Raw genomic sequence first — 17,811 nt, 5'->3', positions numbered from 1 at the left:
CTGTGTCGTTCGTGCGTCACCCGCGAGGCGTCATGCGGGTCGGGCCGGTCCCGCGGGCGGGACCGGCCCGTTCCGTCTCGGACTGCTGCGGCCGCCCGCTACAGGACCGGCAGGATCGCCGGCATCAGGTCCTGGAAGGTGCGGCCGTTGGCCGGGGTGCCGATGGCGGTCATCGCCCAGCCCTGGCCCGCCCGGTTCACCTTGGCCATGATCTGGGCCGTGAAGGCACCGCCGCCGGCCAGGGTGTAGCGGGCGAGCTCCTGGCCATTGGTCTCGTCGACCAGGCGGCAGAAGGCGTTCTGCACTTCCTGGAAGGTCTGGCCGGTGAAGGAGTTGACCGTGAAGACGATCTGGTCGATGTGGACCGGAACGCGCTGCAGGTCGACGAGGATCGCCTCGTCGTCGCCACCCTGGCCGACACCGCCGACGAGGTTGTCCCCGGTGTGGCGCACCGAGCCGTCGTCGCTCACCAGGTGGCGGAAGAAGACGACGTCGACCGGCTGCTTGTCCGCGAAGAGGACGGCGGAGGCGTCCAGGTCGATCTCCCGGGTGCGCGAACCGAACAGGCCGCGCCGGGGAGCCGCCTGCCAGCCGAGACCCATGCGCACCGACGTCAGGCTGCCGCCGTCGCTCTTCTGCAGACTGATGGCCTGACCCTTGGTCATGTTGACGGTCACGCGCTGATCCCCTCTCGAACTGTCCCCTGTTGCCGCGGTACCCGCGGTTGACCAGAACCCTACGCAGGGGCACTGACAGTGACCCACCCCGGTCCGCGCTTTGTGTCGGTCTTGCAACACAGTGCGCTGTCCGGACGGGCCAGTCAGGCCAGGCCCGCCTCCTTCATCTGGCGCAGTTCCTTCTTCATCTCGGAGACCTCGTCGCGCAGTCGGGCCGCGATCTCGAACTGGAGGTCGGCCGCGGCGGCCCGCATCCGGGTGGTCAGGTCCTCGATCTGTCCGGCCAGCTCCGCCGCCGGGCGGTCGGTGACCGCCGTCTCCTTGGCCCGGCCCTTGGCCGCCTTGGTCCCGCCGGCCGTCTGGCCGCCCAGCGCGGGCACGGGGGCCTTGGCGGCCTTGCCCTCCTTCGCCTGGCGGTAGCCCGAGCCGAGGAGCTGCTCGGTGTCGACGTCCTCGCGGGCGATCTGGGCGACGATGTCGTTGATCTTCTTGCGGAGCGGCTGGGGATCGATGCCGTTCGCCTTGTTGAACGCGATCTGCTTCTCGCGGCGGCGGTTGGTCTCGTCGATGGCCTTCTCCATCGCGGGCGTGATCTTGTCCGCGTACATGTGGACCTGGCCGGAGACGTTGCGCGCCGCGCGGCCGATGGTCTGGATCAGGGAGGTGCCGGAGCGCAGGAAGCCCTCCTTGTCGGCGTCGAGGATCGCCACCAGGGACACCTCGGGCAGGTCCAGGCCCTCGCGCAGCAGGTTGATGCCGACCAGGACGTCGTACTCGCCGGCGCGGAGCTCGCGCAGCAGCTCGACGCGGCGGAGGGTGTCGACGTCGCTGTGGAGGTAGCGGACCTGGATGCCGAGCTCCACGAAGTAGTCGGTGAGGTCCTCGGCCATCTTCTTGGTGAGGGTGGTGACCAGGACCCGCTCGTCCTTCTCGGTGCGCATGCGGATCTCGTGCACCAGGTCGTCGATCTGGCCCTCGGTGGGCTTGACGACGACTTCGGGGTCGACGAGGCCGGTGGGGCGGATGATCTGCTCGACGGCGCCGTCCGCCCGGGAGAGCTCGTAGGCGCCCGGGGTCGCCGACAGGTACACGGTCTGCCCGATGCGCTCCTGGAACTCCTCCCACTTCAGCGGGCGGTTGTCGAGCGCGGAGGGCAGCCGGAAGCCGTGGTCGACCAGGGTCCGCTTGCGGGAGGCGTCGCCCTCGTACATCGCGCCGATCTGCGGCACGGTGACGTGCGACTCGTCGATGACGAGCAGGAAGTCGTCCGGGAAGTAGTCGAGGAGGGTGTTCGGCGGGGAGCCGGGCGAGCGGCCGTCGAAGTGCATCGAGTAGTTCTCCACGCCGGAGCAGGAGCCGATCTGGCGGAGCATCTCGATGTCGTACGTGGTGCGCATCCGCAGCCGCTGGGCCTCCAGGAGCTTGCCCTGCTTCTCCAGCTCGGTCAGGCGCTCGGCCAGCTCCTTCTCGATGTCGTTGACCGCCCGCTCCAGGCGCTCGGGGCCGGCGACGTAGTGGGAGGCCGGGAAGACGTAGAGCTGCTGGTCGTCGCTGATGATCTCGCCGGTGACGGGGTGGAGCGTGGACAGGGCCTCGATCTCGTCGCCGAACATCTCGATGCGGACGGCCAGCTCCTCGTAGACCGGGAAGATCTCGATGGTGTCGCCGCGCACCCGGAAGGTGCCGCGGGTGAAGGCCATGTCGTTGCGCGTGTACTGGATGTCGACGAAGCGGCGCAGCAGCTCGTCCCGGTCGTGCTCCTCGCCGACCCGGAGGGGGACCATGCGGTCCACGTACTCCTGCGGGGTGCCGAGGCCGTAGATGCAGGAGACGGAGGCGACCACGACGACGTCGCGGCGGGTGAGCAGCGAGTTGGTGGCGGAGTGGCGCAGGCGCTCCACCTCCTCGTTGATCGAGGAGTCCTTCTCGATGTAGGTGTCCGACTGGGGGACGTAGGCCTCGGGCTGGTAGTAGTCGTAGTACGAGACGAAGTACTCGACGGCGTTGTTCGGCAGGAGCTCGCGGAATTCGTTCGCCAGCTGGGCGGCCAGGGTCTTGTTCGGCGCCATGACCAGGGTGGGGCGCTGGACCTTCTCGATCATCCACGCGGTGGTGGCGGACTTGCCGGTGCCGGTGGCGCCGAGCAGGACGACGTCCTTCTCGCCTGCCTGGACGCGCCGGGCCAGCTCGGCGATGGCCGCCGGCTGGTCGCCGCTGGGCTGGTAGGGGCTGACGACCTCGAAGGGCGCCACCGTGCGTTCGATCTGGGAAACGGGCCGCATGGGTTCCACCGTACGACCCCGCACTGACAACGGGTCCCGGTCAGCGGTTCTGCGGGGCGCGGGAGTGCCGGTGGGCGAGGGGGCGGCGGGTGCGGCGGGCGAGGTGGTGTGCCGGGTGCCGGACCGTGCGCGGGGCCTCGGAGTGGGCGGGGACGCCGGGTTTCCGCTCGACGGGGACCACGGCGGGCCTCCCCATGACCATCAGCGGGTCGAACAGGACGACGACGCCGGCGAGGAGGAGGAAGGCGAGGGGGCCGATCAGCATGGGGGCGAGCAGTTCGGCGGACGATCCGCCGACGGCGGGCTCGGCCGTGCCGGTGACGTGGACCCGGAGGGCGGCCATCCCGGTGTAGTGCATGCCGGTGACGGCCAGTCCCATGATCAGGGCCGCGCCGACGCTCCACAGGAAGCCCCGGACCTGCCCGGCCGCCCAGAGGGCGGCGGTGGCGGCGGCCATGGCTATGACGACCGACGCGGCGACGGTGAGCGTGTTGTACGTGAGCTGCCCGTCCAGGTGCATCCCGGCCATTCCGAGGTAGTGCATCGAGGCGATGCCCAGGCCGGTGAGGGTGCCGCCGGTGAACAGGGCCGTACCGCGCGCGCCCCGGTAGCCGACGATGAAGATCCCGACGCCGACCATGACGATGGCGACGGCCAGGCTGGCGAAGGTCATCAGCCAGTCGTAGCGGATCGGGGTGTGTTCGATCGTGAATCCCATCATCGCGACGAAGTGCATGGTCCAGATGCCGGAGCCGATCGCCGCCGAGCCGAGGGCGAGCCATCCGGCGCGCCAGGAACGGCTGACCAGCGTGGCCCTGGCGGTGCAGCGCAGGCCGAGGGCGCCGCCGAGGCAGGCCATGAGGTAGGCCACCAGCGGTGTGACGAGTCCGTAGCTGAATCCGTCGACCGTGTTGTGCATCTGCGGCTGCCTTTCCGCCTACTTACGCCCCGGTGGTGTGCCGGTTCCTTCCGATGTGCGCCCCCTCCCGGAACCGCGCGAACGATCAGGGTCGTGGCAGAGAGTATGACTTCCACCGGAATGGTCGAACGATTCTCCGGCAAAGAATCACGGTCTCGCCCCAGTTGTGCCGCCTGCGTGAGCGTAGTTGAGCAACTCCATTCAGCCTGTGGCCACTCCGCACCCCTCTCTTGTTGACTCTCTGATGTCACAGTGGTGCTGTCCGTGATCGTTCGAGGCGAGGAGTACGCATGCACGTACGCGCAGTAGCCGTCACGACCACCGCTCTTCTGGGGGTCGCCCTCACGGCTCCCCTCTCGCACGCCCGGGCCGACGAGGCGGGCGGCGACGGGCCCACGGTCGTGGCCCACCGGGGTGCTTCCGGGTACGCGCCGGAGAACACGCTGGCCGCCGTCGACCGGGCCGCCGAGCTGGGCATCCGCTGGGTGGAGAACGACGTCCAGCGCACCCGGGACGGCGAACTCGTCGTCCTCCACGACGAGAGCCTGGCCCGCACGACCGACGTGGAGGAGGTCTTCCCGGACCGGTCGCCCTGGAAGGTGAAGGACTTCACGGCCGCGGAGATCGCGCGGCTGGACGCGGGAAGCTGGTTCGGGCCCCAGTACGCGGGCGCGCACGTGCCGACGCTGGAGCAGTACGTGAACCGCGTGGACCACAACCACCAGAAGCTGCTGCTGGAGCTGAAGAGCCCCGGTCTGTACCCGGGCATCGAACAGCAGACCCTCAAGGTGCTCGCCAACGAGGGCTGGCTCGACCGGCGGCACGTGGCGGGACGGCTGGTCGTGCAGAGCTTCGACGCCGACAGCATCCGGACGGTCCACGACCTCAAGCCCGCCGTCAAGACCGGGTTCCTCGGCACTCCGGCCGTCTCGGACCTGCCGGCGTACGCGGAGTTCGCCGACCAGATCAACCCGTCGCACGGCTCCCTGTCCATGGGCTACGTGTCCGCGGTGCACGCGTTCACGGGCCCGCACGGCAGGCCGCTGGAGGTGCTCACCTGGACGGTGAACGACGCGGACACCGCGCGCCGGGTCGCCGGATACGACGTCGACGGCATCATCACCAACAAGCCCGACGTGGTGCGGGACGCCGTGGACTGACCCGGGCGCCGTGGCACCGACGGGGTGCTGCCCGTGGCGGGGTGCTGCCCGTGGCGGGGTGCTGCCCGTGGCGGGGCGTTGTCAGTGGCGGGGCGTTGTCAGTGGCGGGCCGTACGGTGGGCGCATGGACAGCCATGGGCACAACGAGCAGCGGGTCGTGTGGACCGTCGTCGGCACCGACATCGGCCCGCTGCTGCTGGCCGCCACCCGCGACGGTCTGGTCAACGTCGTGTTCCACGCCACCGACGCGGCGCGCGACCGGGCGCTCGAGAGGCTCGCGGCCCGGCTGGGCACGGAGCCCGTCGAGGCGCCCGGCTCCCCGCTGCTGACCGAGGCGATACACCAGGTGCGGGCATACTTCGCGGGCCGGCGGCGCGACTTCGACCTGCCGTTGGACTGGTCGCTGATCTCGGGCTTCAACCGGCAGGTGCTGCGCGAGCTGGCGTCCGGCGTCCCCTACGGCTCGGTCGTCGGCTACGGCGACCTGGCCGGCCGGGTGGGTCAGCCGGGCGCCGCGCAGGCGGTGGGCCTGGCCATGGGGGCCAATCCGCTGCCGGTCGTCGTGCCGTGCCACCGGGTCGTGGAGAGCGACGGGGGCATCGGCGGGTTCGGTGGCGGCGTGGACACCAAGCGGCGGCTGCTCGCGCTGGAGGGCGTCCTGCCCGAGCCGTTGTTCTGACGGACGGCTCGGGCAGGGCGGGACCGGGTCCGCTAGTCGTAGTGCCGGGCCTCGACGATGTTGCCGTCCGGGTCGCCGAAGTAGAAGCTCCGCCTGGCCGGGCCGCGGGCGCCGTAGGAGTCGTGCGAGAGGTCCGAGACCGGTAGGGACTGCTCCTGCAGACGGGCGCGCAGTGCGTCGAAGTCGTCGGCGGGCAGGGACACGCAGATGTGGTTGACGGGATGCCCGGCACTGGCGTCGGCTCCCGGGAGCATGCGCATGCGGGCCGCCATGGACCGCGGTGCGAGGTCGAGGATGGTCTCGTCGTTGATCCGCACGGAGGGGAAACTCACGGTCCCCGCGGTGTACTCGGCGAGCCGCAGGGGCTCCCAGCCGAGGTTCTCCTCGTAGAAGCCGGCCGCGGCGACCGGGTCGCGCACCCACAGGACTACGTGGTCGAGACGTGTCGTGTTGTCTGTCATGGCCCCAGGCTGGTGTCCCGTCCCGGGGGCCGCAACGGTTTTGTTCCGGCACCGGCGGGGTTTGGCCGGGGCTCCCGCCCGCCAGGGATGAGGGAGAGCGGAGCCGAGGGAGACCGTCGGACAGGAGGCAGGCGCGTGCAGCTTGTGGTGTCGGAAGAGGTGCGGGAGGCGCTCGACGCGCGTCGCCCCGTGGTGGCCCTGGAGTCCACGATCATCGCGCACGGCCTGCCGCGCCCGCGCAACCTGCTGGTGGCGCGGGAGCTGGAGGAGGCGGTGCGGCGGGAGGGCGCCGTACCGGCGACGATCGCCGTGCTGGACGGACGGCCGCAGGTCGGCCTCGACAAGGAGCAGCTGGAGCGGGTCGCCAACGAGGACGGCATCCGCAAGCTGGGGCACCGGGACCTGCCGCTCGCGGTGGCCCGTGGGGCGAGCGGGGCGACCACCGTGTCGGCGACCGCCCTGCTGGCGGCCCTCGCGGGCGTCCGGGTGTTCGCGACCGGCGGGCTGGGCGGGGTGCACCGGGAGTGGACGGTGACCCAGGACGAGTCGGCCGACCTGGGACTGCTGGCCCGCACCCGGATCACGGTGGTCTGCGCCGGCGTGAAGTCGATCCTGGACGTCCCGGCGACCCTGCAGCGGCTGGAGACGCTGGGGGTGGCGGTGGCGGGTTACGGGACGGACCGCTTCCCCGGCTTCTACCTGTCCGACTCGGGACACCCCGTGGACTGGACGCTGGACGACCCGGAGCAGGTGGCGGCGGTCATGCGGGCGCAGGACGCCCTGGACGGACCGCCGTCCGCGCTCGTGGTCGCGAACCCGGTTCCCCAGGAGGAGCAGCTCGATCCCGCGCTCCACGCGCGTGTGCTCGCCGACGCGCTGCACGCGTGCGAGGCGGAGGGTGTCACCGGTCAGGCGGTCACGCCGTTCCTCCTCGAACGCCTGGTACGGCTCACCGACGGCGCCTCGCTGAGCGCCAACCTGGCGGCGGTGCGGGGCAACGTGCGGCTCGCGGCCCGGATCGCGGCGGCCTGGACCGGGGCATGAGCACCGCCCCGGACGGTGCGCTGCTGGTCGTCGGGGACGTGGTCACGGACGTCGTCGCCCGGCACCGGGGGCCGCTGGCCGCCGGCACGGACACCGCCGCCTCGATCCGGCGGCTGCCCGGCGGGGCGGGGGCCAACGTGGCCTGCTGGGCCGCGTACACGGGCTGCGCGGACGTACGGATGCTGGGCCGGGTGGGCGCCGACGCGTCCGCGTGGCACGAGCGGGAGCTGGCGGCGTGCGGGGTACGTCCAATGCTCGTCGTCGACGCGTCGGCGCCCACGGGCACGGTGATCTGCCTCGTGGACACCGGTGACTCGGCCGAGCGGACGTTCCTGACGGACAGTGGGGCTTCGCTGCTGATCGGGCCGGACGACTGGTCGGACGCGCTGCTGGACGGGGTGGGCCGGCTGCACCTGTCGGGGTATCTCCTCTTCTCGGCGCCGGGCCGTGCCCTGGTGTCGGTCGTCCTGGCGGCGGCACGCGCGCGTGGGGTGCCCGTCAGCCTGGACCCGGCGTCGGCCGGGTTCCTCGCCGAGCTGGGCGTCGGCCGGTTCCTCGGCCTGGTCGAGGGCGTGGACGTGCTGCTGCCCAGCCGTGCCGAGGCGTGTCTGCTCACGGGGCTGCCCGACGCGGCGGACGCGGCCGCGAAGCTCAGCCGGCACGTTCCGCTGGTGGTCGCCAAGCTGGGGGCGGAAGGGGCGCTGGTGGCCCGGTCCGGCACCGTGGGCGCACGGGTCGCCGCGGTGGCGGCGTCGCCGCGGGACAGCACGGGCGCCGGTGACGCCTTCACCGGCGCGTTCCTCGCCGCGCTGCTCGGGGGCGCGGAGCCCGAGGCCGCGGCGGCCGCCGGGTGCCGGGCGGGCGCCCGGGCGGTCGAAGGGGTGGGCGGGAGACCTCCGCGAGCGGCCGGCCCGCGAGGCGCCGGCGAACAGCTGCAGTCACCCTCATGCGACGAGCGGCGCCGGTCGCCCCTCGCGACGGATGGCGACGGTCCCCTCACGTGACGGGTGGTCGCCCCTCACCCCTTGCGCCCCCACGCCGAGATCATCGGTGCCGTCGCGAGGTCCATGCCCCCGGCCGCGACGTTCGCGAGGTGGCGGTCGATGTCGTCGTGGGAGGCCACCCCCGCGGAGACCAGCTGGTCGCGGATCTGCCGTACGGTCGCGGACTCCAGGGCGGCGCACGCGGGCGAGGTGACCGGGAAGTAGGCGTCGGCCTCCACCTGGCGCAGGCCCGCCTCCCTGAGCAGCCGGGGCAGCCGGCGGCCGTAGGACAGGTCGGCGCCCCGCCGGGACAGCAGTTGGCGGAAGCCGTGCCGGAGCCTGTTCGCCAACTCCTGCTCGGGGCCGTGCTCGTCGGGGCAGAGCAGCGGCTGGAGTGCCGGGTCGGCGTCCTCGACCAGGAGGCGGCCGCCCGGGCGCAAGGACTGGATCATGGACCGCAGCGCCCGCTCCCGGTCGGGGACGTGGACGAGTACGAGCCGGGCGTGCACGAGGTCGAAGCCGTCCCCCGGCGGTTCCTCCGCGCCGACGTCGTGCGCCCGGACCTCGACGGGCGGCCGGCCGGCCGGGGCGACCCGTGAGGTGTCGATGTCCGTCGCGAGGACCTTGCCGGTCGGTCCCACCCGCTTGGCCAGCCACGACACCACCGAGGTGCCTCCGGCCCCGACCTCCCAGCAGCGCCACCCGGGGCCGACGCCGAGCGCCTGGAGGTGCCGGAACGTGGTGGGGTCGAAGAGTGTGGCGAAGGCGTCGAAGCGCTCCGCAGCCTCGGCCTGAGCGTTGTCGAGGAGGTATCCGTCGGTTCGCGTCATGCTGGGATCATCCCAGTTGTCCGGCTTGCCCGAAGGGGGCGACGCTCCGGCGGCAGCGGCCCTGCGGCGTCAGCGGCCCGCCGGGTCAGCCGTTCCAGGCGGGACGGCGTGGATCGTCGGCGCGCACCAGGACGTCGGCGGTGCCGGAGGGGTCGCTCTCCTCGTCGTAGCGCTCGAAGGCGGGCAGGGTCCAGTGCTCGGACTCGGGGGTGCGGCGGCGCAGCGCGCCGGGGGTGAGGACCAGGTGGACGCTCAGGTCCAGGGGGAACCAGTGGCGCAGCAGGAAGGGGCCGTGGAGCAGCAGCACACCGCCGGCGGGCAGCCGGGCGCGGGGGCTGCGGGTGGCGCGGTCGGTGACCGGGTCCCACAGGTCGGGCAGGACCCGCCCGTCGCCGCCGGGCCCGACGGGGTCGAAGACCTCGCGCCACAGGGCTCCGGTGTCGTACCAGCCGTTGTAGTAGGACTCGGCGTCCTGGTGCCCGTACTCCAGGCGGAGCGAGGCGGGCCGCAGGAAGCCCTCCGTTCCCACGACGAGGGAGGGGCGGCCGCGGACGCGCAGCGCCTCGCCGATGCGGTCGGCGAGGTCGCCGGGGCGGGCGGCCGGGGCGCCGTCGAGGGCGACGCGCGTCCAGGCGCTGCCGTCGGCGGGCTCCAGGTCGAGCAGGCGCTCGGCGAGCCGGTCGCCGAGCCGGTCCCAGGTGATCGCTTCCAGTCGCACCCGCCCATGATGCGTCACTCGGCCCGTCCCCCGTCGTGCCGGTCGCCACCCCGGTCTCCTGGACGCTCGCGCATGGGTGTGCGGCGCTCGGCCATGGTCACCGTGCCGGTGCGGCGGTTGACTTGGGGGACGACGGCGGGCGGCCACCGGGCCGGCGGCCACTCGACGGGTGGGAGTGGGCAGGACATGATCGAGGGACCGTACTTCGTGCTGACGGTGCTGGGCGTGCTGGGGACCGGTGTGACGGCCGGTGTCTTCTGCGCCTTCTCCACCTTCGTCATGCGAGGGCTCGCCGCGCTGCCGCCCGCGCAGGGGGTGGCCGCGATGAACGCGATCAACACGGCCGCGGTACGGCCGGCCTTCATGTCGGTGTTCCTCGGAACGGCGGTGCTGGCCGCGGTGATCGCCGTGGTGACCTTGGTGGTGTGGCCCGAGGAGGCGGCGGTGGAGCTGTTGCTCGGCAGTGCGCTCTACCTGGTGGGGGCGTTCGGGGTCACGGCCGGCGCCAACGTGCCGCGCAACACCGCGCTGCTCCGGCTGGAGCCGGGCTCGGCGGAGGCGGCCGGCCGCTGGCCCGGCTACGTCCGGGAGTGGACGGCGTGGAACCACGTCCGTGCGGTTGCCTCCGCCGCCGCGGCGGTCGCGTACGTACTGGCCCTCGCCTGAGCCCTCGGCCGTCGTCCGTCGGGCGTCAGGCGTCAGGCGTCAGGCGTCAGGCGTCAGGCGGCGACCGTGTGCCGCCGCGGCAGGTCAGGGCTTGCGGGCCACCGCCCCGTAGCCCGGGATGACGCCGTCCTCCTGGCCGGCGACCGGGTCGCCCAGTTCGGGGTGCCACAGGTGGGGCACCTGGACGCCGGGTTCGACCAGGTCGAGGCCGGTGAAGAAGCGGGTGAACTCCTCGCGCGAGCGCAGGGCCAGGGTGACTCCGGCGGCCCGGAGCTGCTCGGTGGCCGCCCGCGACTGCTTAGGGGTGAAGTCGGCCGTCGCATGGGTCATCACCAGGTGGCTGCCGGAGGGCAGCGCGTCCAGCAGCCGGCGGACCAGGTCGTGCGCCCCGTCCTCGTCGGAGACGAAGTGCAGCAGGGCGACCAGGGACAGCGCGATCGGCCGGTCGAAGTCCAGGATCTTCCCGGCGCCCTCCAGGACGGCGTCCGGGTCCCGGACGTCGGCCTGGAGGTACTCGGTCTTCCCCTCGGGCGTGCCGCGCAGCAGGGCCGCCGCGTGGGCCAGCACGATGGGGTCGTTGTCGCAGTAGACGACGCGGGCGTCGGGCGCGGTCTCCTGGGCGACCTGGTGCAGGTTGGGCTCGGTCGGTATACCGGTGCCGACGTCCAGGAACTGCCGTGTGCCGTGGGCCGCCAGCCATCGGGTGGCACGGTGCATGAAAGCGCGGTTGACCCGCGCCATCACCGGCACCCTCGGGTCGAGGGTGAGCATCTGCCGGCCCATCGCCTCGTCGACCGGGTAGTTGTCCTTTCCGCCGAGATACCAGTCGTACATCCGCGCGGGGTGCGGCTTGCTCGTGTCGATCCCGGCGGTGGGATGTTGCCCGGTCATGACGCACTCCCAGGTGTTGAGTTCTCGTCGCGATGGGTGATCGACTCAGTGCCAAACAGCTTAAAAAACAACAATCAAGGGGCGCAGGATTCAGGACAGCAGGAAGTCCGCCTCTCCCGCCTTCGCTCCCTCGATGAACGCCGTCATCTCGGCCGAGGTGTAGATCAGCGCCGGCCCGTCCGGGTCGGTGGACTGCCGTACCGCGATCCGGCCGTCGGCGAGCTTCATCGCCTCCAGGCAGTTGCCTCCGTTGCCGCCGCTCCACGGCTTGTGCCAGCCCTCGCTGCCCAGCTCACGGGCGGGCATGCCGTTGTAAATCCGCTCACCGCGGGTCAGTGGCGGGCGCTGGGGTTTGATGCGGTTCATTCACAGCTCCTTGCGGAGATCCCGGAGGATCTCCTTCGTGCGATGTGCCGTGGCGGCCTGCGCCGCCATGCGGTCCATGACCTCGAGGTGGGTCGCCACCTCGGCGCGCGCGTCGAGGTAGACGGCGCCGGTCAGGTACTCGCTGTAGACCATGTCCGGGAGTTCCGGCATGGCGAATCGGAACAGCACGAAGGGCCCGTACGTGCCGGGGTGCGGCCCGTTCGCGAACGGGGCGATCTGCAGCGTCACGTTGGGCAGCTTCGCGGCCTCGAGCAGCCGGTCGACCTGGGCACGCATCACCTCCGGTCCCCCGACGGGGCGGCGCAGCGCGGTTTCGTCCATCACGACCCACAGCCGGGGTGCGTCCTTACGGGTGAGCAGTTCCTGGCGTTGCATGCGCAGGTCGACGTGGCGCTCGATGTCGTCCGGCCGGGTCTGTCCGACGGCGCCCGAGCGCAGCACCCCGCGCGCGTAGTCCTCGGTCTGCAGCACCCCGGGGACGAAGTGGGGCTCGTAGGAGCGGATCAGGGAGGCCGCGCCCTCGAGGCTGACGTACAGCGAGAACCAGCCGGGCAGGATGTCGTGGAAGCGCTGCCACCACCCCGGCTTGTTGGCGTCCTCGGCCAGCCGGACGAAGGCGTCGGCCTCCTCGTCGCTCACGCCGTAGGCCTTCAGCAGGAGCTGGAGGTACGGGATCTTGAGGGCGACCTCGGCCATCTCCATGCGGCGCACCGTGGCCGGGGCGACGCGGAGGATGCGGGCGGCCTCCTCGCGTTTGAGACCGGCGCGTTCCCGCAGGTCCAGCAGGCGCCGGCCGAGTACGACCTGGCCGACCGTCGGCGCGGACCGCGGCTCGCTCACCGCCCACCTCCTGAAGAGTCCTGAAAGAGTCCTTGCGTCCCTGTTCCGTTGTCCGGGCAGCCGCGGCGAGCCCCGGCGTGTCCTGATGCGGACAGCCCGGCGGCGCCATTCGAAGACCTGTTCGAATGGCCGAGGCCTTTCGAACAGCCTGAAGTGGCGCCGCTCGACGTGCTGTTGCGAGCAGTGTGCCACGGCCGTCCAGAACGTCACACAGCACTCTGCATTTTTCAGAGTGACACTTGCCAAGTGTTCACGGCGGGGCGATAGTGGCAAGCGTGATTCCGTCCGCGCCCTTAGGAACAGACGCCACCGTGGGCTCCCTGGGCCTCGGTGCCGCCATGGGAGCCGGCTCCTCGGGAGCCACCGCCGCCGAGCGCCGGTTCCGTTTCGAGCTGGCCGCTCATCCGGGCTCTCCCTCGCAGGCCAGACGCCTGACACGGGCCCGGCTGAGCGGCTGGGCGGTGTGCGAGGACACCTGTGACACCGCGGCCCTGGTGGTCTCCGAACTGGTGACCAACGCGATCGTGCACACGGCGAGCAGGCACATAGTGTGCGAGCTGCACGACGCCGACGATCTGGTCCGCATAGCCGTGCGCGACGAGGGCTGCGCCCCCGGCCAGCCCCACCCCTCGGCCGATCAGCAGCCCGAGGACGAGCACGGCCGGGGTCTGATCCTCGTCGACGCCCTGTGCGACGCCTGGGGCGCGCACGAGCAGGGCCCCGGACTGCTGGTCTGGGCCGAGCTGCCGCGCCGGGCCGACGAACCGCTCGCCCCCTCGGCGCCCCGCAACGACCTGGGCTGGGGCGCCCGACCGAAGCCCGGCCCCGCGGACGCCCCGGGGGACGACGGCGAGGCGGAGTCCCGCCGCCGGGAAAGCCGGGAAACACGCCACGGAACGGGGACCGAATGGCTATGAGGGCTGCGTCCGGCATCCGACCGCTCGGCCTGGACACGATGGTCCGCATCCAACGCGGACGGCACACCGCCCGGACGTCCGTGAGACTGCCGGTGCCGGACGGCATGACCGCACCGCTGGGCTGCGACGCGGTGGCGGTGCCCGCCCTCCTCGCCCAGCAGGTGCTGCCCCGGCTGCCGCGCGTGGGGTGCGTCTACGCCGATGAGACGCACTGGTGGTGGATCGTTCCGTCCGACTCCGACTACGCCCTGGAGTGGCCGGCGCCCGCGCGCTACGCCACCGGTGCGGTGGTGCCGGGGGCCGCGGGCCTCCCCGGCCTGCTGCACCGCTCGGACGGCACGGTTCCCTATACGCCGCCCATCCCGCTGTACCTGGCCCTGTGCCGGCTGACGAACACGACGCCCACCTGGTCGCGGACGGTCAGCGCGTAGGCACCGGGCGGCGGCGGTCAGGCCGCCGCGTCACCCACGCCGTCGCCGCGGCGCACGACGACGAGGAACATGTCCGAGGCGAGGTCCATGACGACCTCGGCCGGCAGGCCTTCCAGACGCCGCGCCTGTGCGAACTCCTCCGCCGGCCAGGATCCCCGCGGTCCGCCGGCGGGAAAGCGTTCGAGCACCGTTCGCCCGTTCACTCCGCACCTCCATGTAGCGCTGTACTCGTAGAGTTAAACGCCAACCATGGAGCGAATGCCTCGCGTGGTGATGGTACTGAGACATGGTTGACACTCGTTCACCACGAAGTGTGATCCGCGCCTCGGCCGTTCGGCCGTTTTCGCCACCGAGCGTCTCAGTCCCCGTACTCGTCGTGATAGCGGACTCTCCCACTGCCCGCGGGAGCACCGAGAGCCGACGCGCGTCCCTCGGGTTTCTCCCACGGCTCCCGCCGGCCGAGCGCGGTCAGGTCGAGCAGGCTGGTGGTCGAGCCCAGCCCGTCCAGGCCCCGCTCGTACGTCGAGTAGGTGTGGAAGACCCGTTCGCGGTCCCGCAGGAAGCAGCTGAGTCCCGGCCGCTCCACCAGCTCGCCCTCGTGCTCGAGGGTCGCCTCGAAGTCGGTGTTGAAGTCGCTGACGTACGACGAGTACCAGGGCAGCGTCCAGCCCATCCGCGCCTTGAACGGCAGGATCCTCGGATACGGCGCCCGGGAGACGGCCGCGAACGACGTGCCGCGGGCCCTGAGGTGGGCGAGGTGGCCGATCTGGTCCAGGAACGCCGAACAGCTGCGGCAGCCGGCCTCCCATTCGGGCGCGAACATGAAGTGGTACACGACGAGCTGCTCGCGGCCCTCGAAGAGGTCGAGCAGGGTGGCCTTGCCGTCGCCGCCCTCGAACACGTACTCCTTGTCGACCTCCACCATGGGCAGCCCGCGCCGCTCGGCGTTGAGGGCGTCACGCGCGCGGGTGGCCGCCTTCTCCTTGACCAGTAAGGCCTCGCGCGCCGCGCGCCAGTCCGCGCGGGTGACGATCTCGGGCAGCGACATGGTTCCAGCCTCCTGTGCGACATGCGTCGTGCTTCGGTCCGACGGCCGACGGCCCGAAGCGGACGGGCCGTCCGGGTGGTGACCGAAGGGCGGAGCGGAACTCATCGCTGCCCGGCAAGATTCTTTTCAAGAGGCCGTTGAGAACGCTCTGAGCAGGCCTTTCACGTGTCGTACTCCTGGATGCGACGCCCGTGGCCCCGGTGGGTCAGGGCGGGCAGCCGCTCCGCCAGCTCCCGGACCGTCTCGGGAAGGTCCACGGTGAGCAGCTCGCGGTCCCGCATGAGGACCCGCCCGTCGACGATCGTGGTGCGCACGTCGGCGGAGCGTGCGCTGTGCACCAGCGTGGCGGCGAGGTCGTGCACGGGCTGGGTGTGCGGGCCGGTGAGGTCGACGAGGATCAGGTCGGCGCGCCGCCCCGGTGCGATGCGGCCGACGGAGTCCCCCAGCCCGACGGCCTCGGCACTCTGCACGGTGGCGTGGTGGAGCGCCTGGCGGGAGGTCAGCCAGCGGGGGTCGCCCTCGGCGGACTTCTGAGTTGATCAGCCCGGGGAGGGCGACCTGGCCGCGTGCGTCGATGCGGTCGGCGGCGGGCACCGCGGCACCGGCGGCGGCGGGCACCGCGGCACCGGCGGCGGCGGTGGTCACGGAGTCGACGGTCCCGTCGCGCACGACGCCGGCCCGGTCCTGCTCGAAGCCGTTCCGTTCCCGGTCGTCGTGCACGAGGACGGTGCAGCCGGTGACGACGAGATCGGCGGGCCCGGGAGAGGGAGGCGTCATGCCGCCAACGTACGGTGCCGCCGCCCCATCCGTCCGCGCCGCTCGGCGAGTTCGTCCCGCAGGGCGGCGAGCCGTTCGGTGTGCCGGGGTGTGAGCCGCCCGGTGTCGTCGAGGTGCACCGCGCACGCGGTGGTGGTGTCGACGAGTCGTTCGAGGACGGCGGCGACCTCGTCGGTGCCCTCGGAGTGCCGGGCGAGGGCGGGCAGTTCGGCGGCGGCCCGGGCGATGGCGGCGCGGGCCTCGGCGAGGGAGCGGTACGCCTCGCGGCGCAGCGTCCAGCGGGTGGCGCGGTCGTCGGACTCGCTCAGTACGTGGGTGAGGTAGGCGTGCGCGGCGGCGTCGGCGGCCTCTACGCCCGCCCGGATGCCGGCGCCCCGCTGCCCCGGCATCGGCAGGTGCCCCACCACGAGCACGATCGCGCAGGCCAGCAGCGTCTCCCCGATACGGCCCGCGGAGGCCGGCGGTTCGCCGCCGACCATGACCAGGGAGAGGACGAGGACGGTGACGACGGTGGTCTGCGCGGCGAAGTGCCGCGCGGCGACCGGCACCAGGGCACCGCAGACCGCGACGAGGACGACCAGCCCCTCGGGCCGGGGCAGCACGGCCGCGAACCCGGCGAACAGCAGCGCCCCCAGCACCGTCCCGGCCACCCGGCACAGCACCCGGGACACGAGCGGGCCGAGGTCGGGCTTGACGAGGAAGACGGCGGTGGCGGGCAGCCAGTACCAGTGCTGGTGGGAGCCGTACCAGTGACCGTGGTGCAGCACCTGGGCGACGGCGGCGCCGGCACCGAAGCACAGCCCGGCCCGCAGCCCGTACTCCCGCCCGCCCGCGCCGAGCACCACCCGCGCCACGGAGCGCGGCGACCGCCTCCGGACGTGCAGGTCCGGTCCCCTGCCCCGGTCGAAGGCCTCGGCCGCGTGCAGCAGTGCGTCGTCCAGGGCGCGCAGGGCGGGGTCGGACCGGCAGGGCGCGGGCAGTGGCCCGGCGGGGCTGTTGCCGCGGACGGCCGCCGCGAGCCGCCGGGGCCCCTCGGCGGCCCGGGCGGGCACGGCCTGCTCCGCCCACGCGAGCGCGGTCGCGGCCTCGCCCAGGGGCAGCGCGGCCGCGTACTGGGCGTGCAGCCGCCGTTCGGCCGCGGTCGAGGCACGGCGCCGCAGCCGGGGTCCGGCGAGCGCGTCCTGCGCGTGGTCGAGAGCGGCGGTGAGCGCGGCCCGCCGGGCGACGGCGTCCCCGGTACCGATCGCGTCGAGCAGCGCGGCGACGGCCTCGTAGACGTCGGCGACGGCCGCCCGCTCCCCGTCGAAGCGGAAGTCGAGGCGCAGGTCACCGGTGAGAGCGGCGGGCGTGGGCAGCACCAGCCGCAGCAGGAGCAGCCAGCCGGCCCCGGCGAGGAAGGCCGGCACGGTCTGCCAGCCGGGGTCGGGCAGCGGCATCCCGGCGCCCACGGCGCTGCCGACCAGCAACTGCGTCCCGGTCGCCGACGCCACGGGACCGATCACGCTGACGGCTCCGGCGGCCAGCCCGAGCCCGGTCAGCAGCGCGGTGAGCGCCACGGCCCCCAGGTGCGACCCGGCGTACGTCCCGGCGAGCAGCCCGGCCGCCCCCGCGAGCGCGGGTACGCCGATCCGTCGCACGGAGGTACGGCGACTGCCGGGACGGTCGTTGATGCCGGCCAGCATGGCGGCGATCGCCGCGACGACCCCGAGGGAGGCCCGCCCGGCGACCAGTGCCGCGATCAGCAGCGGGCCGCCGGCCAGGGCACCCCGGACCACCGCGTTCCACGGCACGGGACCGCGCTGGGCGTTCAGGGCGTGGCCGAGCCAGGGCGGAAGGGCGTGCGGGGCGCGGCGGGCGGTGCGGAACACGGGATGCGGGGCTCCTGTCGTCCGGTCGAGGGCGGTGGTGAGCCTTCGGACGACGGTGGCCGGGCGGGTGTGCGTGGTGACAACGACGTGATGCCAACGACGTGGTGTCGACGCCGTGGTGACAACGACGTGCTGTCAACGCCGTGATGCCAACGATAAGGGAGCACGTGCGCGGCACGGGAACGCGCGTGTTGCGCGCGTGTGACGATCGCGCGCTCGACGGGTTCGGGGGC

21 protein-coding genes are annotated in these 17,811 nt (G+C 72.7%); 7 read left to right on the top strand and 14 right to left on the bottom strand.

What is annotated here, in order from left to right; translation table 11 throughout:
• Positions 1–98 precede the first annotated feature (98 nt).
• From D1J63_RS27840 to D1J63_RS27830, 3 genes are all read right to left on the bottom strand, one after another.
• Positions 99–677, bottom strand: a complete 579-nt coding sequence (locus D1J63_RS27840) for a TerD family protein (protein ID WP_030185838.1) — start codon at positions 675–677, stop codon at positions 99–101.
• A 143-nt stretch (positions 678–820) separates the two neighbouring features.
• The gene (gene uvrB / locus D1J63_RS27835) at positions 821–2,959 is read right to left on the bottom strand and encodes an excinuclease ABC subunit UvrB (RefSeq protein ID WP_125632619.1); all 2,139 of its coding nucleotides are present in this window, start codon (positions 2,957–2,959) and stop codon (positions 821–823) included.
• A 40-nt stretch (positions 2,960–2,999) separates the two neighbouring features.
• Positions 3,000–3,878, bottom strand: a complete 879-nt coding sequence (locus D1J63_RS27830; RefSeq protein ID WP_125632617.1) for an MHYT domain-containing protein — start codon at positions 3,876–3,878, stop codon at positions 3,000–3,002.
• Positions 3,879–4,168: 290 nt separating this feature from the next.
• On the opposite strand from D1J63_RS27830, the gene D1J63_RS27825 reads away from it, so the two are divergent.
• The gene (locus D1J63_RS27825) at positions 4,169–5,038 is read left to right on the top strand and encodes a glycerophosphodiester phosphodiesterase family protein (protein ID WP_125632615.1); all 870 of its coding nucleotides are present in this window, start codon (positions 4,169–4,171) and stop codon (positions 5,036–5,038) included.
• Positions 5,039–5,162: 124 nt separating this feature from the next.
• On the top strand, positions 5,163–5,717 hold the full coding sequence (locus D1J63_RS27820) for a methylated-DNA--[protein]-cysteine S-methyltransferase (protein ID WP_125632612.1): 555 nt from the start codon (positions 5,163–5,165) through the stop codon (positions 5,715–5,717).
• 32 nt (positions 5,718–5,749) lie between these two features.
• Here the strand turns inward: D1J63_RS27820 and D1J63_RS27815 are convergent, their stop codons facing one another.
• Complete coding sequence (locus D1J63_RS27815) at positions 5,750–6,178, bottom strand: VOC family protein (protein WP_125632610.1); 429 nt, start codon at positions 6,176–6,178, stop codon at positions 5,750–5,752.
• A gap of 135 nt (positions 6,179–6,313) precedes the next feature.
• Here D1J63_RS27815 and D1J63_RS27810 point away from each other — a divergent pair, with 135 nt between their 5' ends.
• A complete protein-coding gene (locus D1J63_RS27810) occupies positions 6,314–7,222 on the top strand; it encodes a pseudouridine-5'-phosphate glycosidase (RefSeq protein WP_164713003.1) in 909 nt (302 codons plus the stop codon).
• Positions 7,219–8,226 (top strand): PfkB family carbohydrate kinase, encoded by a 1,008-nt coding sequence (locus D1J63_RS27805; RefSeq protein ID WP_241235617.1) that lies wholly within the window; start codon positions 7,219–7,221, stop codon positions 8,224–8,226. The genes D1J63_RS27810 and D1J63_RS27805 overlap by 4 nt, the downstream gene beginning before the upstream one ends.
• Before the next feature lie 14 nt (positions 8,227–8,240).
• On the opposite strand, the gene D1J63_RS27800 is transcribed toward D1J63_RS27805, so the two are convergent.
• From D1J63_RS27800 to D1J63_RS36820, 3 genes are all read right to left on the bottom strand, one after another.
• Entirely contained in the window at positions 8,241–9,035 is a 795-nt protein-coding gene (locus tag D1J63_RS27800; RefSeq protein ID WP_125632606.1) for a methyltransferase domain-containing protein, read from the bottom strand.
• A gap of 85 nt (positions 9,036–9,120) precedes the next feature.
• A complete protein-coding gene (locus D1J63_RS27795; RefSeq protein WP_125632603.1) occupies positions 9,121–9,753 on the bottom strand; it encodes a uridine kinase in 633 nt (210 codons plus the stop codon).
• A gap of 14 nt (positions 9,754–9,767) precedes the next feature.
• Positions 9,768–9,941, bottom strand: coding sequence for a hypothetical protein (locus tag D1J63_RS36820; protein WP_164713002.1), 174 nt, complete (start codon positions 9,939–9,941; stop codon positions 9,768–9,770).
• Between D1J63_RS36820 and D1J63_RS27790 the strand changes: the two genes are divergently transcribed.
• Positions 9,940–10,419, top strand: coding sequence for an anthrone oxygenase family protein (locus tag D1J63_RS27790; RefSeq protein ID WP_125632601.1), 480 nt, complete (start codon positions 9,940–9,942; stop codon positions 10,417–10,419). The genes D1J63_RS36820 and D1J63_RS27790 overlap by 2 nt on opposite strands.
• 84 nt (positions 10,420–10,503) lie before the next feature.
• On the opposite strand, the gene D1J63_RS27785 is transcribed toward D1J63_RS27790, so the two are convergent.
• The 3 genes from D1J63_RS27785 to D1J63_RS27775 form a co-directional block, all read right to left on the bottom strand.
• Positions 10,504–11,310: an SAM-dependent methyltransferase gene (locus tag D1J63_RS27785; protein ID WP_125632599.1), complete on the bottom strand. Its 807-nt coding sequence runs from the start codon at positions 11,308–11,310 to the stop codon at positions 10,504–10,506.
• Positions 11,311–11,400: 90 nt separating this feature from the next.
• The gene (locus D1J63_RS27780) at positions 11,401–11,676 is read right to left on the bottom strand and encodes a DUF397 domain-containing protein (protein ID WP_102929095.1); all 276 of its coding nucleotides are present in this window, start codon (positions 11,674–11,676) and stop codon (positions 11,401–11,403) included.
• A complete protein-coding gene (locus D1J63_RS27775) occupies positions 11,677–12,537 on the bottom strand; it encodes a helix-turn-helix transcriptional regulator (protein WP_102929094.1) in 861 nt (286 codons plus the stop codon).
• 266 nt (positions 12,538–12,803) lie between these two features.
• Here D1J63_RS27775 and D1J63_RS27770 point away from each other — a divergent pair, with 266 nt between their 5' ends.
• Entirely contained in the window at positions 12,804–13,454 is a 651-nt protein-coding gene (locus D1J63_RS27770) for an ATP-binding protein (RefSeq protein WP_125632597.1), read from the top strand.
• Complete coding sequence (locus D1J63_RS27765; RefSeq protein ID WP_102929092.1) at positions 13,451–13,885, top strand: hypothetical protein; 435 nt, start codon at positions 13,451–13,453, stop codon at positions 13,883–13,885. Before D1J63_RS27770 ends, D1J63_RS27765 begins: the two co-directional genes overlap by 4 nt.
• Positions 13,886–13,902: 17 nt before the next feature.
• Here the strand turns inward: D1J63_RS27765 and D1J63_RS27760 are convergent, their stop codons facing one another.
• The 4 genes from D1J63_RS27760 to D1J63_RS27745 all read right to left on the bottom strand — a co-directional run bounded on the left by D1J63_RS27760 (position 13,903) and on the right by D1J63_RS27745 (position 17,578).
• The gene (locus tag D1J63_RS27760; protein ID WP_102929091.1) at positions 13,903–14,088 is read right to left on the bottom strand and encodes a hypothetical protein; all 186 of its coding nucleotides are present in this window, start codon (positions 14,086–14,088) and stop codon (positions 13,903–13,905) included.
• A 155-nt stretch (positions 14,089–14,243) separates the two neighbouring features.
• Positions 14,244–14,933 (bottom strand): DUF899 domain-containing protein, encoded by a 690-nt coding sequence (locus D1J63_RS27755; protein WP_102929090.1) that lies wholly within the window; start codon positions 14,931–14,933, stop codon positions 14,244–14,246.
• A 161-nt stretch (positions 14,934–15,094) separates the two neighbouring features.
• Positions 15,095–15,403: an amidohydrolase family protein gene (locus D1J63_RS37365; RefSeq protein ID WP_309318663.1), complete on the bottom strand. Its 309-nt coding sequence runs from the start codon at positions 15,401–15,403 to the stop codon at positions 15,095–15,097.
• A gap of 303 nt (positions 15,404–15,706) precedes the next feature.
• Positions 15,707–17,578, bottom strand: a complete 1,872-nt coding sequence (locus D1J63_RS27745) for an FUSC family protein (RefSeq protein ID WP_125632595.1) — start codon at positions 17,576–17,578, stop codon at positions 15,707–15,709.
• Positions 17,579–17,811: the final 233 nt, after the last annotated feature.

Origin of the sequence: Streptomyces sp. KPB2 (assembly GCF_003950055.1) — a bacterium.
GTDB classification, from domain to species: domain Bacteria; phylum Actinomycetota; class Actinomycetes; order Streptomycetales; family Streptomycetaceae; genus Streptomyces; species Streptomyces salinarius.
Note: the sequence above shows the minus strand (reverse complement) of the source record. Positions and strands in the feature narration are given on the sequence as shown.

Bases quoted from the DNA above. Each gene is read 5' to 3' on its own strand.
- uvrB (WP_125632619.1), bottom strand. From the start codon at position 2,959: ATGCGGCCCGTTTCCCAGATCGAACGCACGGTGGCGCCCTTCGAGGTC.
- D1J63_RS27830 (WP_125632617.1), bottom strand. From the start codon at position 3,878: ATGCACAACACGGTCGACGGATTCAGCTACGGACTCGTCACACCGCTG.
- D1J63_RS27825 (WP_125632615.1), top strand. From the start codon at position 4,169: ATGCACGTACGCGCAGTAGCCGTCACGACCACCGCTCTTCTGGGGGTC.
- D1J63_RS27820 (WP_125632612.1), top strand. From the start codon at position 5,163: ATGGACAGCCATGGGCACAACGAGCAGCGGGTCGTGTGGACCGTCGTC.
- D1J63_RS27815 (WP_125632610.1), bottom strand. From the start codon at position 6,178: ATGACAGACAACACGACACGTCTCGACCACGTAGTCCTGTGGGTGCGC.
- D1J63_RS27805 (WP_241235617.1), top strand. From the start codon at position 7,219: ATGAGCACCGCCCCGGACGGTGCGCTGCTGGTCGTCGGGGACGTGGTC.
- D1J63_RS27800 (WP_125632606.1), bottom strand. From the start codon at position 9,035: ATGACGCGAACCGACGGATACCTCCTCGACAACGCTCAGGCCGAGGCT.
- D1J63_RS27790 (WP_125632601.1), top strand. From the start codon at position 9,940: ATGATCGAGGGACCGTACTTCGTGCTGACGGTGCTGGGCGTGCTGGGG.
- D1J63_RS36820 (WP_164713002.1), bottom strand. From the start codon at position 9,941: ATGTCCTGCCCACTCCCACCCGTCGAGTGGCCGCCGGCCCGGTGGCCG.
- D1J63_RS27785 (WP_125632599.1), bottom strand. From the start codon at position 11,310: ATGACCGGGCAACATCCCACCGCCGGGATCGACACGAGCAAGCCGCAC.
- D1J63_RS27780 (WP_102929095.1), bottom strand. From the start codon at position 11,676: ATGAACCGCATCAAACCCCAGCGCCCGCCACTGACCCGCGGTGAGCGG.
- D1J63_RS27765 (WP_102929092.1), top strand. From the start codon at position 13,451: ATGAGGGCTGCGTCCGGCATCCGACCGCTCGGCCTGGACACGATGGTC.
- D1J63_RS27755 (WP_102929090.1), bottom strand. From the start codon at position 14,933: ATGTCGCTGCCCGAGATCGTCACCCGCGCGGACTGGCGCGCGGCGCGC.